Raw genomic sequence first — 15,167 nt, 5'->3', positions numbered from 1 at the left:
GTGACTGGTGGTCAGGTCGCCCGGACGGAGCGGGTGTTCACGGTTCAGCCGGTGCGGCGGGACCGGGGCTTCGGACGCTGCGGCGGATGGGTGAGGCGCCGCTCCAGCATTTCGGCCGCCTTCCGCAGGGCTTCGAGCCGGTTCTCCGGCGCCCCCTCGAACCGTTCCTCCGCGCCGCCCAGACTGAGGCTGCCGTACGGTTCGCGTCCCAGGAAGACCGGTACGGCCAGCGTCGCGATTCCCGTGTCGTACTCCCCGACCGTCCAGGCGTACCCCTGGGCGCGCACCTTCAGCAGCTCCGCCTCCAGCAGGTCCGGATCGGTCACCGTCCGGTCGGTGAACCGGGCCATCGGGCGGCCCCGGAACAGCCGGTGGCGCTGCTCGTCCGGCAGATAGGCGTAGTAGGACTTGCTGGTCGCCCCGGCGTGCGCCGGGTAGAGCTCACCGACCAGCGGGTAGTAGCGCAGCGGCCCGGTCTCGCCCTCCTCGGCGGCCACGCACCGCATGTGGAAGCTGTCCGGCAGGCAGAACAGCACGGTGTCCCCGGTGACCCGGCGCAGCTCCTCCAGGACGGGTCCGGCGAGCAGCTCCAGCGAGCCCGAGCGCTCCCAGAGCCTGCCCAGGCGCAGCACGGCGGGGCCGATACGGTAGCGCCGGGTGGCCGGGTCGGAGACCAGGAAGCCGCGCCCCGCGAGGGTGGCGAGCAGCCGCTGGGCCACCGAGGTGTCCCAGCCGAACTCCTCCGCGACTTCGGTGACACCCCAGTCGGGTCTGGTCCGCTCGAACGCGAGCAGCACGAGGAGCGCCCGGTCGACGGTTTGCAGGGCCCCGGCGGGGGTGCGCCGGTCCAGATCGAAGTCCGCCATGTGATCTCACCATTCAGACCTGAGTTGCAGATAACGGGAAATGGTTGCGCTCAACGCTATCCGATCCCGAATCTGCTCTCAGCACCCCGTCCGGCGTCCCACTCCCTGCCGGGCGCCGGACGGGTGTGATGGATGCGCGAGAAAGGCCCCCCATGCTGAAGTACGTACTGGACATCGTCGACCTCCTCGACGACCCGCAGGCCAACGGCAAGACGGTCGTCGAGTACCTCGACTCCGTGGCCGGTGCCGAGGGCTCGTCGGCGGAGGTCACCACGGTCGCCGGCGAGCGGGGCTCGACCGACTTCGTGATGGTCCGCATCCCCGGCTCCCGGGGCCGCACGGCCGGGGGCACCGCCCGCACCCTCGGTGTGGTCGGCCGGCTCGGCGGCATCGGCGCCCGGCCGGAGATGACCGGGCTGGTCTCCGACGCCGACGGGGCCGTCTGTGCCGTCGCCACCGCCGCGAAGCTGCTCGACATGCGCCGCCGCGGCGACGTGCTGCCCGGCGATGTGATCGTCGCCACCCACATCTGCCCGGACGCGCCGACCGAGCCGCACGACCCGGTGCCGTTCATGGGCTCGCCCGTGGACATCGCCACCATGAACCGCCACGAGGTGAGCGACGCCATGGAGGCCGTGCTCTCCGTCGACACGACCAAGGGCAACCGCATCATCAACCACAAGGGCCTCGCCCTGTCGCCCACCGTCAAGGAGGGCTGGGTGCTCCGGGTCAGCGAGCAGCTCGGTGAGCTGCTGGCCGTGGTGACCGGTGAGCCGTTGGTCACGTACCCCGTGACCACACAGGACATCACGCCGTACGGTAATGGGGCACACCACATCAATTCGATCCTCCAGCCCTCCACCGCCACGGCCGCTCCCGTGGTCGGTCTGGCGGTCACCTCGGCCGCCGCGGTGCCGGGCTGCCAGACGGGCGCGAGTCACGAGAGCGACATCGCCTCCGCCGCCCGCTACGCCGTCGAGGTCGCCAAGGCCTTCGGCGCGGGCCACCTGGACTTCCACGACGCGGTGGAGTTCGACAACCTCGTCAACCGCTACGGGTCGCTGTCCCACCTGCAGACCTTCGGCCGCACACCCCAGGAGTCCTGATGGCTGCCGCCCCGCAGGCCGACGCCCCGGTCCACGAGACCAAGAGCATCGGCAGCGACGACTACTCGCTCTCGCGCGTCCCGCGCGACAAGCGGTTCGGCTTCTGGTCCATGCTGCTCCAGTGGCTGGCCCAGTCCGGTTCGATCTCGCAGTTCACGCTGGGCGCCACCATCGGCGTCGGCATGACCTTCGGCAACGCCTTCCTCGCCTTCACGCTCGGCGCGGTGATCCTGGAGATCGTGATCTTCGCGATCGGCCTGGCCGGTATGCGCGAGGGTCTCGCGACCCCGATGCTGACCCGCTGGGTGGGCTTCGGCCGCAACGGCTCCGCGCTGGTCAGCTTCGTCATCGCGGTCAGCCTGGTCGGCTGGTTCGGCGTCCAGAACACGATCTTCGGCAACAGCGTCTCGGAGCTGGTCGGCGGACCGTCCTGGATGTGGTGCGTGCTGGCCGGCATAGCCATCACCGCCCTGGTGATCTTCGGCTTCAAGTACATGGCCAACTTCGCGAAGATCGTCACCCCGCTCTTCTTCGCCATGGTCGCCTTCTCCGTCATCCGCACCCTGAACGACCACTCCTTCAGCGACCTGGTCCACTCGCCGCCGCCCGGCGACACGATCCCGCTGGCCGTCGCCGCCACCGCCATCGCGGGCGGCTACATGACGGGCGCGATCGTCTCCCCCGAGATGACCCGCTACAACCGCAAGGGCTCGCACGTCTTCCTGCAGAGCGCGTCCTCGATGATCCTCTCCGAGTACATCGTCGGCCTGACCGGCGTGCTCCTGGGCCACCTGGTCAAGAGCAACGAGGTCTCGCACATCGTGCTCTCCACCTCCGGCGCCTTCGGCGTCATCGTGGTCCTGATGTCCACGGCGAAGATCAACGACTGGAACCTGTACGGCTCCTCGCTCGGCGTCGTCAACTTCTTCCAGGTCGTCTTCGGCAAGCGGATCCACCGAGGCGCCGTCACCATCGTCCTGGGCATCGCGGGCACGCTCCTGTCCGCGGTCGGGATCATGACCCACTTCACCGAGTTCCTCACGATCCTCGGCGTCGCCATCCCGCCGATCGGCGGCATCATCGTGGCCGAGTACTGGGTCGTGAAGAAGATGCGCAAGCCGCTGGACGAGACCCGCGAGGCCGAGACCCTGCCGGCGACCTCCCCGACCTGGGTGCCGATGTCCATCGTCATCTGGATCGTCGCCTTCTGCGTCGGCAAGTTCTACGACGGCGGCATACCGGCCCTGAACTCGCTGGCCACCGCCTTCGTCCTGTACTGCGTACTCGGCCTGCTGGGCTGGGTGAAGCCGTACGGCACCTCCACCACCCAGGACGACGAGGACAGCGCTGTCCCCGACGCCCGCACCACCACCTCCGTGGGAGCAGCATGAGCACCACCGCACCCCTGGTCCCGGCCTCCGACGAGGCCCAGGCCGAGGTCGTCGACCTCTGCGCCGAACTGATCAGGTTCGACACCTCCAACCCCACCAGCGACGAGCGCGCGAGTGCCGAATGGGTGATGGGCCGCCTCGCGGAGGTGGGCATCGAATCGGAGCTCATCGAGTCCGCGCCGGGCCGGGCCAGCGTCATCGCCAGGATCGCCGGCAGCGACCCGGAGCGGGGCGCCCTGATGGTCCACGGCCATCTGGACGTGGTCCCCGCCGACGCCTCCGAGTGGCAGGTGCCGCCGTTCTCCGGCGAGATCCGGGACGGCTACCTGTGGGGCCGGGGCGCGATCGACATGAAGGACACGGTGGCCGTCATGCTGGCCACCGCCCGGCACTTCGCCCGCACCGGCACCAAGCCCTCGCGCGACCTGGTCCTGGCCTTCCTCGCGGACGAGGAGGCGGGCGGCAAGTTCGGCGCCCACTGGCTGGTCGAGCACCGCCCGGAGCTGTTCGCCGGGGTCACCGAGGCGATCGGCGAGGGCGGCGGGTTCTCCTTCGCCATCGACGACACCCGGCGCCTGTACCCGATCGAGAACGCCCAGCGCGGCATGGCCTGGATGGAGCTCACCGCCACCGGCCGGGCCGGCCACGGCTCGTCCCCCAACGACGAGAACGCGGTCACCGACCTCGCGGAGTCGCTGACCCGGATCGGCCGCGAGACCTTCCCGGTCCGGCTGATCGAACCGGTCCGCGCCCTGCTCGAAGAGGCCGCCCGCCTCTACGGCGTCGAGTTCGACGAGAACGACATCGAGGGCAGCCTCGCGAAGCTCGGCCCGGTCTCCGACTTCATGCAGGTGGTGCTCCGCAACTCCGCGAACCCCACCATGTTCAACGCCGGCTACCAGACCAACGTCATCCCCGGCAAGGCCACCGCCCGCGTCGACGGCCGCTTCCTGCCCGGCCACGAGCAGGAGCTGATCGACACGATCGACCGGCTGCTGCTCCCCTCGATCAGCCGCGAGTGGGTCAACCACGACATCGCGATGGAGACCACGTTCGACGGCCCGCTCGTCGACGCCATGTGCGACGCGGTGCGCGCCGAGGACCCGGACGGCCACCCGGTGCCGTACTGCAACCCCGGCGGTACGGACGCCAAGGCCTTCACCCACCTGGGCATCCGCTGCTTCGGCTTCAAGGGCCTGAAGCTCCCGCACGACCTGGACTACGGCCGCCTCTTCCACGGCGTGGACGAGCGCGTCCCGCTGGAGGGACTGCGCTTCGGCGTCCGCGTCATGACCCGACTCTGGCAGAGCTGCTGACCGCTGCGTCACAGCCCTGCCAGGGGCCCGCCCCGACCCGGGCTCACCCCTCCCGTACGCCCCCGCCGACTCCTTCGGCGGGGGCGTACGGCGTGCGGCGGGGCCGCACCACGGACATTCACGGGCGCTTCACCGGAAGGCCGTCCGGCTCACCCCTCCGGCTGGTCCGCGCTGCCTAACGTCGATGGTTCAGACCGGTTACCGCTCTGTTATCACACCGTCACGCCGTCGCGCAGACAAGGAACCCCCCGTGAGACTCACCCCGCTCGTGATCGCCTCGGCCGCCCTGGCGCTCGCCGCCCCGGCCGTCGTCCCGGCCGCCGCCCAGGCCCGGCCGCACTCCGCCCCGCCGGCCGCACCCGGTGTCAGCGTCCCCGGCGGACGGTACGACCACACGGTGGCCCTGACGTTCCGCGCCGGGCGCGGCGACACCGTCCGCTACACGCTGGACGGTACGACCCCGACCCGGGCGAGCCGGGCCTACTCCCCCGGCCGGCCGCTGCGGATCACCGAGGACACCAACGTGACGGCCGTCGCCTTCCGGGGCGGCCGGGCCAGTGTGGCCGTCGCGTACGGCTACCTGATCAGGACGAAGGAGAAGCCGCTCGCCCGCCTCGTCGTCATGTCGGACGTCCATGTCGGCGACCACGAGCACAACGACAAGAAGTACGAGAGCTTCTTCGACACCATCGGCTCGGTCTTCCCGCACCCGGACGCGATCCTGTCGAACGGCGACATGATCAACGACAACGGCGACGGCAAGGGCCCCGACCACCGGATCGTCTCGGACATCTTCCAGGCGAACCTGAAGCGCAAGGGCATGACCGGCACCCAGGTGCTGCTGTCCAACGGCAACCACGACGACAGCCTCGCCATGATCCGGGCCGGCTACCCGAAGGCCTGGTTCCCCGACTCGGGCGGCGGCTACTACGAGTCCGACGTCAAGGGCGTCCACCTGCTCACGGTGAACACCGAGACCTACGACGGCGACGCCGCGCAGCGCACCTGGCTGAAGAACCGGCTGGCCGCGCTCACCACCGGGCCGGCAGCCTCCCGCAAGCCGGTCCTGGTCCAGGGCCACCGGCCCACGGCCGGCACCACGATGGACGGCCAGCAGGCCAGCAATCCGGGGCTGGCCGCAGACCTGAGCGCCTTCCCGCAGGCGATCCTCTTCTCCGGCCACTCGCACCTCAACGTCAACGACGACCGGTCCGTGCACCAGCGCGACTTCACCTCCGTCAACGACGGCTCGATGTCGTACGTGGAGGTCGACCACGGCTATCAGATGGTGACGGACAACGGGCTCGCGGACCGCTTCGAGGCGCCGACCGCGCAGGCGCTCTTCGTCGAGGTCTACAAGGACCGCACCGAGATCGACCGGATCAACATGGCCGCCGACAAGCACGACATCTACACCGGCGGCCAGTGGTCGGCGAGCTGGCAGCCGCCGTACGCGAGCGCCGGCACACTGGCCGGTCCGGGCTGGACCGTACGCCTGAAGGGCAGCACGAACCAGCAGATCAAGGACAACTTCCGCTACACCGCCGCCCGTCGCAACACGGTGGCCCCGCAGTTCACCACCCGCAGGCCGCTCACACAGGTGCGCCTCACCGGGGGCGGCACGGCGCTGCGGGTCGCGCAGGCCGTGGACGACCAGCTGGTCCACCACTACCGGGTCGACGTCACGGACACGGTGACCGGCGCGAAGGTCCTCTCCTCCAAGGTGCTGTCCGACTACTACTTCATGCCGCGCCCCAACGCCCTGGACATCCCGGTCCCGGACGCGGTGGCGGGCCACCGCTACCGGGCGGAGGCTGTCGCGGTCGACGCCTGCGGGAACGCCTCCCGCCCCGTCTCGCTGACCTTCACCGGCTGAGCCGGCGGACGTGGCCGCGGGGGCACGCCGCCCCCGCGGTGAGCCCCCGCGCGCACCGGCTGCGCGGGCGTGCGGCACGATGGGGCGCCGTTGACATGCCCCGTCCCCGTATCCCGCCCCAACTGGAGGAACCCCGTGGCCGCCGAGCCCAAGCCGGAGATTCTTGCCGCGTTCCAGGCCGCTAAGGGCTTCATGCCGGTAGTGGAGGGGCTGGCCCTGTACGCGGCCGCCGCCGAGGCCGCCGCGCTCGGGCTGCCGCTCCTTGAAGTGGGCACGTACTGCGGGCGCTCCACCATCCTGCTCGCGGACGCCGCCCGCGCCGCGGGGACCACGGCCCTCACCGTCGACCACCACCGGGGCAGCGAGGAACAGCAGCCCGGCTGGGAGTACCACGATCCGACCGTGGTGGACCCGGAGGTCGGCCGGATGGACACCCTGCCCACCTTCCGCCGGACACTGCACGCGGCCGGTCTGGAGGAGCACGTGGTGGCGCTGGTGGGGCGCTCCCCGCAGGTCGCCGCCGTCTGGGGCGGGCCGCTCGGCCTGGTCTTCATCGACGGCGGCCACACCGACGAGCACGCGAACGGCGACTACGAGGGCTGGGCCCCGCATGTGGCCGACGGCGGGCTGCTGGTGATCCACGACGTGTTCCCCGACCCGGCGCACGGCGGCCAGGCCCCCTACCGGATCTATCTGCGGGCGCTGGCCTCCGGGGCGTTCACCGAGGTCTCGGTCACCGACTCGCTGCGCGTCCTGCGGCGGACCGGGCCTGGGATCTGACAGCGGCCCCCGCCGGGGAGGCCGCCGGGCCGCCGGACGCCGGACGGGGCGCCGGATAGCATCGCCGGGTGCGTGACGACGAGAGCGTTCCCCCCACCCCGCGCCGCCCGGCCCTGTTCGCCGCCGCGACGCTGACCGTCATGTGTCTGGGCGCGGCCGGCTGCGGCGCCGGCGACACCGCGCAGGCCCGGCCCGGTGCGGCCGCCGGCTCGCCGTCCGCGGCGACGGCCTCCTCGCCGGTCCCGGCCTCCCCGTCGCCGGTGCGCAGCAGCCCGGCTCCGGCAAAGCACCGGCCCGCCGCGTCGGCTTCGGCGGCAAAGGGCCCGTCCGGGCCGCTGGCGGGCAAGACGGTCGTGATCGACCCCGGGCACAACCCGCGCAACCACCTGCACACCGCCGAGATCGCCCGGCAGGTGGACATCGGCACCACGCACAAGGAGTGCGACACCACCGGGACCTCCACCAACTCCGGTTACGCAGAAGCCGAGTTCACCCTCGACGTGGCGCACCGGATGCGCACACTGCTGCGGGCGCAGGGCGCGAAGGTGGTGCTGAGCCACGACAACGACCGGGCGTTCGGCCCCTGCGTGGACGAACGGGCCCGGATCGGCAACAAGGCCGGGGCCGACGCGGTCGTCTCGGTCCACGCGGACGGCTCGGCGGCCGGCAACCGAGGCTTCCATGTGATTCTTCCCGCACCGGTGCGCAGCGGCATCGCGGACACCACGGAGATCGTCGGCCCGTCGCGCGATCTCGGTACGCGTATCGCCGGACTCTTCGTCCGCACTACCGGAAGTGCGCCTTCCAATTACATCGGCGGCAATACCGGACTGGACACCCGCAAGGATCTGGGTGGACTTAATTTGTCTACCGTGCCCAAAGTCTTCATCGAATGCGGCAATATGCGTGATCCGAAGGACGCGGCCCTGCTCACCAGTGCGGGCTGGCGCCAGAAGGCGGCTCAGGGCATCGCCGACGGCATCAGCAGCTACCTCAACGGGTAGTAAGAGGTGGTTCTGCGATGAATTCGGGAGGATGCCCGACCAACGTCCGGACGGGGGGCACAACCCGCTCGGGCAGACGATAGATTCATCCGTACGATGGGGAGCCGCCCCCGAGCTTCGCGCCGTGCCCGCCGTACCGGTGGCAGCGACGACCGCCCCGACGAGACGACCCACTAAGGACCTTCACGTGAATATCCGCTCCCTCACTCGAGGCGATGGCGTGGTGATCGGAGCAGCGGTCGTGCTGTTCATCGCCTCTTTCCTCGACTACTTCTCCTACGGGAACTCCGACATCGACGCACCGAACTCCTGGGATTCGCTGGGCAATGCGATCGGTGTCTACCTGGTCGGGGTGGCCGGTGCCGCGCTGATCGTGCTCTCCCGCTCGCAGCCCCAGCCGCGCAAGGTCGCCGGCCTGGACCTGGCCCAGTTCGGCGTGGCCGCAACGGTGTTCACCGCGTGGAACCTGTTCTGGACGATCATCGACCTCGGTCAGATCGACGCCGGCGCCGGTCTGATCCTCGGCCTGATCGCCGCTCTGGTGCTGGCCGGCGGCGCGGTCGCGTCGCCGCTGCTTCCGGCGCTGAAGGCCCCGCTCACGGGCGCCCCGAAGCCGCAGGCCGTGCACCCGCCGTACGGCGGTCAGCCGCAGCCCGGCCAGGGTTACGGCTACCCGGGCGCGCAGCAGCCGTCCTTCGGCGGCCAGCAGCCGGGCCAGCCGCAGCCGTACGGCGCCCCGCAGCCCGGTCACCCCGGTCAGCCCGGTCAGCCCGAGCCGCAGCAGGCGGCGCCGGCCCAGCAGGCCCCGGCGGCCGACGCCGCGCCGGCCGGTGACTTCACCCCGTTCTGGTTCGCGGTTCCGGTGGCCCGTCCGCTGTACGGCGAGGACGGTTCGCCGACGCCGATCGCCGAACTGGCTCCGGGTACCTGGTACCTCGCGGTCGAGCAGCGCGGTCCGGGCCTCATCGCCCAGACCCAGGACGGCCGTCGTGGCGTGCTCCAGGACACCACGGGCATCCAGCGCGGCTGATCACCGGCACACGCACCATCGACAGCGGCCCCCCGCCCCCTTCCGGGCGGGGGGCCGCTGTCGTACCCTCCGGCTATATCTGATGCAGCGTCAGAAATGCTGGGAGGCAGCGGAATGCGGCTCGGACTCGCTCTCGGATACTGGGGCCGCGGCCCGAACCCGGCCCACCTCGACCTCGCCCGACAGGCCGAGGACCTCGGCTACTCCTCGGTGTGGACGGCTGAGGCCTGGGGGTCGGACGCCTTCACCCCGCTCACCTGGATCGCCGCCCACACCTCCCGCATCCGCCTCGGCACCGCCATCGCTCAGATGGCGGCCCGCACCCCTACCGCGACCGCGATGCACGCCCTGACCCTGGACCACCTCTCCGGCGGCCGGATGATGCTCGGCCTCGGGCTCTCCGGACCACAGGTCGTCGAGGGCTGGTACGGACGGCCGTTCCCCCGCAGCCCGCTGACCGCGACCCGCGAGTACGTGGACGTGGTGCGTCAGGTGCTGCGCCGCGAGGGACCGGTCGAGCTGGACGGCCGCTTCCACCCGCACCCGTACAACGGCCCGGACGCCACCGGGCTCGGCAAACCGCTCAAGCCGATCACCCATCCGCTGCGGGCCGGGCTTCCGGTGCTGCTCGGCGCGGAGGGCCCGAAGAACATCGCGCAGACCACCGGGATCGCGGACGGCTGGCTGCCGCTGTACTGGTCGCCGCTGCGCACCGATGTGTACGAGGCCTCCCTCACCGGCCTCCGCGACGGGTTCATGATCGCGCCGATGGCCCGCGCCCAGGTCTGCGACGACGTCGCGGAGGGGCTGCTCCCGGTGAAGGCGATGCTCGGCTTCTACATCGGCGGCATGGGCGCCGCCGCCCGCAACTTCCACGCGGATCTGATGGCGCGGATGGGGTTCGAGGAGGAGGCGAGGCACGTCCAGGAACTGTTCCTCCAGGGCCGCAAGCAGGAGGCGGTACTGGCCGTCCCGGACGCGTTCGCCGACGAGATCTCACTGGTCGGCCCCCGCGAACGGATCGCGGAACGGCTTGAGTTGTGGCGCAAGGGCCCTGTCACCGACCTCCTGGTGACCGCCCCGGACCCGCACACCCTGCGGGTGCTGGCGGAGCTCAACCAGTAACCGCCTCCTGAGCCGGACCCCGCCTCGCCCCTACCGCTTGGCGGCCACGAATCCCCACTGGTCGACCGGCTCACCGGCGACGGGCTCATCGGGGCGCCACAGGCTGATCGAGCCGAAGCCCGGCTCCACCAGGTCGAGTCCGTCCGCGAAGGATGCCACGGCCTCCCTGGGGCGCGAGATGTACGGCACGGCACCGCCACTGGCGTACTCCTCGGAACCGGCCTCGGTCTCCGGAGTCCCGATGGTGTCGCACAGCATCAGATGGCTGCCCGCGGGCAGCGCGTCCAGGTAGCCGCGGAGCAGCGCCGCGGCCTCGCCCGAGTCCGCGACGTGGCCCAGCGTCGAGAGCAGCATCACGGCCACCGGCTTGTCGAGGTCCAGTGTCCGGGCGGCCTCCCGCAGCACCGTCTTCGCGTCCGTCAGATCCGCGTGCACATAGTCCGTCGCCCCTTCGGGCCGGCTGGTCAGCAGGGCGCGCGCGTGTGCCAGGACGATCGGGTCGTTGTCCACGTACACGATGCGGGCGGCCGGATCGACGTCCTGGGCGACCTCGTGCGTCGCGTTCGCCGTCGGGAGGCCGGTGCCCAGATCCAGGAACTGCCGCACCCCCGCCTCGGCGGCCAGATAGCGCACCGCTCGCGCCTGGAACGCCCGGGAGGCGCGCGCTATGTCGATGATCTGCGGGTACAGCTCCGCCATCGTCGCCCCGAGGCGGCGGTCCACCTCGTAGTTGTCCTTGCCGCCCAGCCAGTAGTTCCACACCCGCGCCGAATGCGGCGTGCCCGTGTCGATCCCGTCCACCGGCGTCCGGGTGCCCTGCTCGTCAGTCATCGGTCCTCTTCAGGTCGTACATCGGCCGCGCGGGCGACCCCCGTACCGCGCGTACCCATGCTTCCTCACCAGCAACGTCCGCACCAGCCCGGCGGGCGGTCAACTCCCTTGCGGGACGCGCAGGCTGGAGCGGCCCCGGCGCCAGGCGGAGAGCGTCATGCCGCCCAGCCGCGCGTCCAGCAGGTTCGTCGCCTCGATGCCGAAGGCCACGTCCGCCTCCAGCCAGGGTTCGTCCTCCAGCAGACCACCGACGACCTCGCGGCGGACCACCTGCTCGTGGACGGCGTCGGCCTCCACGTGCTCGGCGTAGAAGTGCACCGCCGCCGCGCCCGCGTCCGCCCTCCGCATCGCCTCCGCCAGCCGCCGGGAGGCCGGGGACGACGTGACCTCGACCGCGGCGAAATGGCCTACCAGGGCGCCCCGGAGCGCCCGGTGCAGGCCGAAGAGCGACATCAGGTTGACACTCGCCAGCATCTCCGCCGCCGCCACGTCCACGTAGCGGCCGTACGTCGTGTCCAGGCCCAGGTCCGTCATCAGGTCCGCGAAGAGCCTGGAATGCATCCGGTCGGCCGCGCCGGCGCCGAACTCGTCGAACTCCACCGCGACCATGCCTGCCTTGGCACGGCCCCGCAGCCGGGGAATCACCCACGCATGCGGGTCGGCCTCCTTGAGGTGGTAGAGCGACCGCTGCGCGGCGTACTCCCGCAGCTGCCACAGCTCGCCCTCGTCCCGGAGGAAGTGGGACAGGCCCTTGCCGTCCGCCGGTTCGACGAGGATCCCGGCGAACGCCTCGTCCACGCTGCGCGGTGCGGCCCCGGTGTCGGTGCGCAGCGCGTCCAGGAAGCGGCGTTCCAGGCCCGCCCGGAGCCCGAGGAGTTCCGGATTCCACTCCCAGCCGGGGTCGGCGCCCTGGAACCCGCGGTAGTGCAGCTCGTAACAGACGTAGAGCGCCAGGTGCAGGTCCTCGCCGTACGGATCGGCCCCGTCGACCGCCCGGCCCGAGGGCAGGGTGTGCTCGCCGCCGGGGCGGGTGCGCAGCGTGCGCAGGACCGCGTGGCTGAGCTCTCCACGGCCTGCCGGGAGAATCGGCCCCGGCCGGTGGGCGGACGCGTTTTCCGCAGTGGTCACGTGCCGGGCTCCTCACCGGGGCCCCGGTGTCCCGTCCGCTCGCCGTCCGGCCCCGGCCGGCTTGCGGTGCGCGGTTCGCGGTCCGCGCGGGCGCCGGCTCTGCGCCGGTGGCTGGTGTCGCACCAGGGGTAGGTGCGGCTGCGCCGGCAGACGCACAGGGCCACGGTGAACCGGTCCGAGGTCACCGTGCTCCCGTCGTCGAGGGTCACCTCGACCGGGCCTTCGAGCAGCACCGGCCCCTCCCGGGTCGGCGTCACTCGCCTGGGCCGGTCACTCGCTGCGTTCGGCACGGATGATCACCAGCTCTTCCTTGTCGTCACCGGGTCCGACCAGGCCACGGTCCAGCAGCCACTGCCGCCGCTCCGCCAGCACGGGCCCGAAGGGCACGGACCGGCGGTCGGTCACCTCGGCGGGCAGGCCCGCCTGCCCCAGCCGGTCCAGCGTCTCGGTTACCCCGCACAGGGCGGAGTGAACCAGCAGCAGCGCCCCGCCGGGCCTGAGCACTCCGGCGGCTCCGGCGCACAGCCGGTCGATGACCAGGCGGCCGTTGTTCCCGGCGTCCCATGCCCGGCTTGAGCCCCGGCGGGGAAGGGCCGGGTCCGGCGCGGGCACGTAGGGCGGATTGCTGAGGATGAGGTCGAACCGCCTGCCGGCCGCCGGGGCCAGCAGGTCGCCCCGGACCGCTTCGGCCCGTACCCCGGCGAGCGCCGCGTTCAGGCGGGTGGCCAGAACCGCGCGGCGGGTGCGGTCCACGGCGGTGACGCGCGCGCCCCGCCGGGCCGCGGCGAGAGCGAGGAAACCCGACCCCGTCCCGACGTCCAGGACCGTCGTCCCGGCGTGGACGGTTTCCCGGGCGAGCGCCTCACGCAGCAGAAGGGTGTCCTCCTGGGGCGCGTAGACGCCCCTCGGCACCATCATCCGGCCGGTGCGGTCGTAGGTACCGAGCAGACCGAGGAATCCGAGCATCGACTCACCTCTCACCACTGCGCGACATACGCACGTCACACTGCAACCATCGCCCAGTACCCCCGGCGGCGCACTTCTCACGCCCTGGTGCCGAGGTGTCGGCCGCAGGACCGCGGTTTAGCTTGGACATGGAGGGAACGTGTTCTGTTCCTGTCCCTGTGTACCGATGTTCAGGAGGACGCGATGGCTGTCGCCACGTTCAGCCTGGTGGCTCTGGACTGCCCGGAGCCGGAACCGCTGGCCCGCTTCTACGCGGATGTGCTCGGGGGCGAGGTGAAGCGCTACACGGAGGACTGGTACGACCTGTACCTGCCCGGTGGCACGCGGCTCGCCTTCCAGCGTGCACCCGGGTACCGGGCGCCGGACTGGCCCCGCGCCGATGACAACTCCCAGCAGGCGCACCTGGACTTCGAGGTCGACGACATGGAAGCGGCCCAGGAGCGGGTGCTCGCGCTGGGCGCCACGGCACTGGATCTGGACGACCGGGGCGGTGAGCGCGGCTTCCGCGTCTTCGCGGACCCGGTCGGACATCCCTTCTGCCTGTGCCGGCGGTAGATCCGCTGTGCCGGGCGACAACGCGCACGGGCGCCAGGAGACCGAGGAGGAGCGGGCCGACCGCAACTGGACGGATCTGCTCCAGGAGCTGCGGGTGGCTCAGACCGGTGTGCAGATCCTCTTCGGATTCCTGCTCACCGTCGTGTTCCAGCAGCGCTTCACGGACCTGTCCGCGACCGACCGCAACATCTACGTGGTCACGGTCATGTTCGGCGCGGCCACGACCGGCGCCCTCATCGGGCCGGTCTCGCTGCACCGCCTGCTCGCGGGCCGCCGGCTGAAGCCCTGGACGGTGAAGTGGGCCTCCCGGCTCACCCTGCTGGGCCTCGGGCTCCTGCTCTGCACCATGGCCCTGGCGCTGCTGCTGATTCTGCGCGTGGCGCTGCACAACTCACTCGCGCTGTGGCTCGTCGGCGCCATGGTGATCTGGTTCTGCGTCTGCTGGTTCGTACTTCCGGCCTGGGCACGCCACCGCGAGTGACCCGGGCCCGCACGTGGGGGGCCACCCGACATCGGAAGGGGACCACTGGTGACGGACAGCCGTGGAACCATGGAGGCCCTGCTCACCGAGCACGGCACGACGTACGCCGCCGAGGCGGGCATCCGGCTGCGCGACACCCCGCAGCCCCTGTACCAGCTGCTGGTGCTCAGTCACCTCCTGAGCGCCCGGATCAGGGCCTCGGTCGCCGTGGCCGCCGCTGAGGCGCTCTTCTTTGACGGCATGCGCACCCCGCGCCGCATGCTCGACAGCACGTGGCAGCAGCGCGTGGACGCCCTCGGGAAGGGGGGCTACCGCCGCTACGACGAGAGGACCGCGGACCAGCTCGGCGAGGGCGCCGGGCTGCTGCTCGACGAGTACGGCGGCGACCTGCGGCGCCTTCGCCGCTCCGCCGACGGCGATCTCGGCGCCCTGCGCGCCGGGCTGCGCCGGACACCGGGCATGGGGCCGGCCGGCGCGGACATCTTCCTGCGCGAGGCGCAGGCGGTGTGGCCCGAGACAGCCCCGTTCCTCGACAAGAAGGCGCTGCAGGGCGCGGAGCGGCTGGGGCTGCCCAGCGCACCGGAGGAACTGGTCCGGCTGGCGGAGCGGGCCCACCCTGCGGGCCGCCACGGGCCCGCGGTCCTCGCGGCGGCGCTGGTACGCGCGGCACTGGACAAGGACATCGTCGCGGACCTGCGGGGGCGTGACTGAC

General features: G+C 71.6%; 16 protein-coding genes. 11 read left to right on the top strand and 5 right to left on the bottom strand.

Annotated elements, in window-relative coordinates:
* Nucleotides 1–44: 44 nt before the first annotated feature.
* Complete coding sequence (locus EDD93_RS19370) at nt 45–866, bottom strand: IclR family transcriptional regulator (RefSeq protein ID WP_123526333.1); 822 nt, start codon at nt 864–866, stop codon at nt 45–47.
* A 152-nt stretch (nt 867–1,018) separates the two neighbouring features.
* Between EDD93_RS19370 and EDD93_RS19365 the strand changes: the two genes are divergently transcribed.
* The 8 genes from EDD93_RS19365 to EDD93_RS19330 all read left to right on the top strand — a co-directional run bounded on the left by EDD93_RS19365 (nt 1,019) and on the right by EDD93_RS19330 (nt 10,494).
* Entirely contained in the window at nt 1,019–1,972 is a 954-nt protein-coding gene (locus EDD93_RS19365; protein ID WP_123526332.1) for a DUF1177 domain-containing protein, read from the top strand.
* On the top strand, nt 1,972–3,363 hold the full coding sequence (locus tag EDD93_RS19360) for a cytosine permease (RefSeq protein WP_123526331.1): 1,392 nt from the start codon (nt 1,972–1,974) through the stop codon (nt 3,361–3,363). Before EDD93_RS19365 ends, EDD93_RS19360 begins: the two co-directional genes overlap by 1 nt.
* Entirely contained in the window at nt 3,360–4,679 is a 1,320-nt protein-coding gene (locus tag EDD93_RS19355; protein ID WP_123526330.1) for a M20/M25/M40 family metallo-hydrolase, read from the top strand. The genes EDD93_RS19360 and EDD93_RS19355 overlap by 4 nt, the downstream gene beginning before the upstream one ends.
* 250 nt (nt 4,680–4,929) lie before the next feature.
* Nucleotides 4,930–6,555 carry a chitobiase/beta-hexosaminidase C-terminal domain-containing protein gene (locus EDD93_RS19350; protein WP_185092374.1) on the top strand — a complete coding sequence of 542 codons (1,626 nt, stop codon included), beginning with the start codon at nt 4,930–4,932 and terminating at the stop codon, nt 6,553–6,555.
* A 135-nt stretch (nt 6,556–6,690) separates the two neighbouring features.
* Complete coding sequence (locus EDD93_RS19345) at nt 6,691–7,335, top strand: class I SAM-dependent methyltransferase (protein ID WP_123526328.1); 645 nt, start codon at nt 6,691–6,693, stop codon at nt 7,333–7,335.
* Nucleotides 7,336–7,403: 68 nt separating this feature from the next.
* Entirely contained in the window at nt 7,404–8,339 is a 936-nt protein-coding gene (locus EDD93_RS19340; RefSeq protein WP_123526327.1) for an N-acetylmuramoyl-L-alanine amidase, read from the top strand.
* A 220-nt stretch (nt 8,340–8,559) separates the two neighbouring features.
* Nucleotides 8,560–9,369: a DUF5336 domain-containing protein gene (locus tag EDD93_RS19335; protein WP_123526326.1), complete on the top strand. Its 810-nt coding sequence runs from the start codon at nt 8,560–8,562 to the stop codon at nt 9,367–9,369.
* Nucleotides 9,370–9,483: 114 nt separating this feature from the next.
* Complete coding sequence (locus tag EDD93_RS19330; RefSeq protein ID WP_123526325.1) at nt 9,484–10,494, top strand: LLM class F420-dependent oxidoreductase; 1,011 nt, start codon at nt 9,484–9,486, stop codon at nt 10,492–10,494.
* A 30-nt stretch (nt 10,495–10,524) separates the two neighbouring features.
* Here EDD93_RS19330 and EDD93_RS19325 read toward each other — a convergent pair whose 3' ends face one another.
* From EDD93_RS19325 to EDD93_RS19310, 4 genes are all read right to left on the bottom strand, one after another.
* Nucleotides 10,525–11,325: an SAM-dependent methyltransferase gene (locus tag EDD93_RS19325; protein WP_123526324.1), complete on the bottom strand. Its 801-nt coding sequence runs from the start codon at nt 11,323–11,325 to the stop codon at nt 10,525–10,527.
* 99 nt (nt 11,326–11,424) lie between these two features.
* Complete coding sequence (locus EDD93_RS19320; protein ID WP_123526323.1) at nt 11,425–12,453, bottom strand: iron-containing redox enzyme family protein; 1,029 nt, start codon at nt 12,451–12,453, stop codon at nt 11,425–11,427.
* Nucleotides 12,450–12,743 carry a CDGSH iron-sulfur domain-containing protein gene (locus EDD93_RS19315; RefSeq protein ID WP_123526322.1) on the bottom strand — a complete coding sequence of 98 codons (294 nt, stop codon included), beginning with the start codon at nt 12,741–12,743 and terminating at the stop codon, nt 12,450–12,452. The genes EDD93_RS19320 and EDD93_RS19315 overlap by 4 nt, the downstream gene beginning before the upstream one ends.
* Nucleotides 12,724–13,419: a HemK2/MTQ2 family protein methyltransferase gene (locus EDD93_RS19310; RefSeq protein ID WP_185092373.1), complete on the bottom strand. Its 696-nt coding sequence runs from the start codon at nt 13,417–13,419 to the stop codon at nt 12,724–12,726. Before EDD93_RS19310 ends, EDD93_RS19315 begins: the two co-directional genes overlap by 20 nt.
* Before the next feature lie 183 nt (nt 13,420–13,602).
* Here EDD93_RS19310 and EDD93_RS40275 point away from each other — a divergent pair, with 183 nt between their 5' ends.
* The 3 genes from EDD93_RS40275 to EDD93_RS19295 are packed head-to-tail and all read left to right on the top strand — an operon-like array spanning nt 13,603 to nt 15,166.
* Nucleotides 13,603–13,974: a VOC family protein gene (locus EDD93_RS40275; RefSeq protein WP_123526321.1), complete on the top strand. Its 372-nt coding sequence runs from the start codon at nt 13,603–13,605 to the stop codon at nt 13,972–13,974.
* A gap of 7 nt (nt 13,975–13,981) precedes the next feature.
* Entirely contained in the window at nt 13,982–14,455 is a 474-nt protein-coding gene (locus EDD93_RS19300; protein WP_311318324.1) for a DUF6328 family protein, read from the top strand.
* A gap of 48 nt (nt 14,456–14,503) precedes the next feature.
* Nucleotides 14,504–15,166 (top strand): endonuclease, encoded by a 663-nt coding sequence (locus EDD93_RS19295; RefSeq protein WP_398904159.1) that lies wholly within the window; start codon nt 14,504–14,506, stop codon nt 15,164–15,166.
* The last annotated feature ends 1 nt before the right edge of the window (nt 15,167 follow it).

The sequence above is a fragment of the Streptomyces sp. 840.1 genome, from assembly GCF_003751445.1.
In the GTDB taxonomy this organism is placed as follows: Bacteria; Actinomycetota; Actinomycetes; order Streptomycetales; family Streptomycetaceae; genus Streptomyces.
Note: the sequence above shows the minus strand (reverse complement) of the source record. Positions and strands in the feature narration are given on the sequence as shown.

Coding starts and splice junctions, on each gene's coding strand:
- EDD93_RS19370 (WP_123526333.1), bottom strand. CDS start 866: ATGGCGGACTTCGATCTGGACCGGCGCACCCCCGCCGGGGCCCTGCAA.
- EDD93_RS19365 (WP_123526332.1), top strand. CDS start 1,019: ATGCTGAAGTACGTACTGGACATCGTCGACCTCCTCGACGACCCGCAG.
- EDD93_RS19360 (WP_123526331.1), top strand. CDS start 1,972: ATGGCTGCCGCCCCGCAGGCCGACGCCCCGGTCCACGAGACCAAGAGC.
- EDD93_RS19355 (WP_123526330.1), top strand. CDS start 3,360: ATGAGCACCACCGCACCCCTGGTCCCGGCCTCCGACGAGGCCCAGGCC.
- EDD93_RS19330 (WP_123526325.1), top strand. CDS start 9,484: ATGCGGCTCGGACTCGCTCTCGGATACTGGGGCCGCGGCCCGAACCCG.
- EDD93_RS19325 (WP_123526324.1), bottom strand. CDS start 11,325: ATGACTGACGAGCAGGGCACCCGGACGCCGGTGGACGGGATCGACACG.
- EDD93_RS19310 (WP_185092373.1), bottom strand. CDS start 13,419: ATGCTCGGATTCCTCGGTCTGCTCGGTACCTACGACCGCACCGGCCGG.
- EDD93_RS40275 (WP_123526321.1), top strand. CDS start 13,603: ATGGCTGTCGCCACGTTCAGCCTGGTGGCTCTGGACTGCCCGGAGCCG.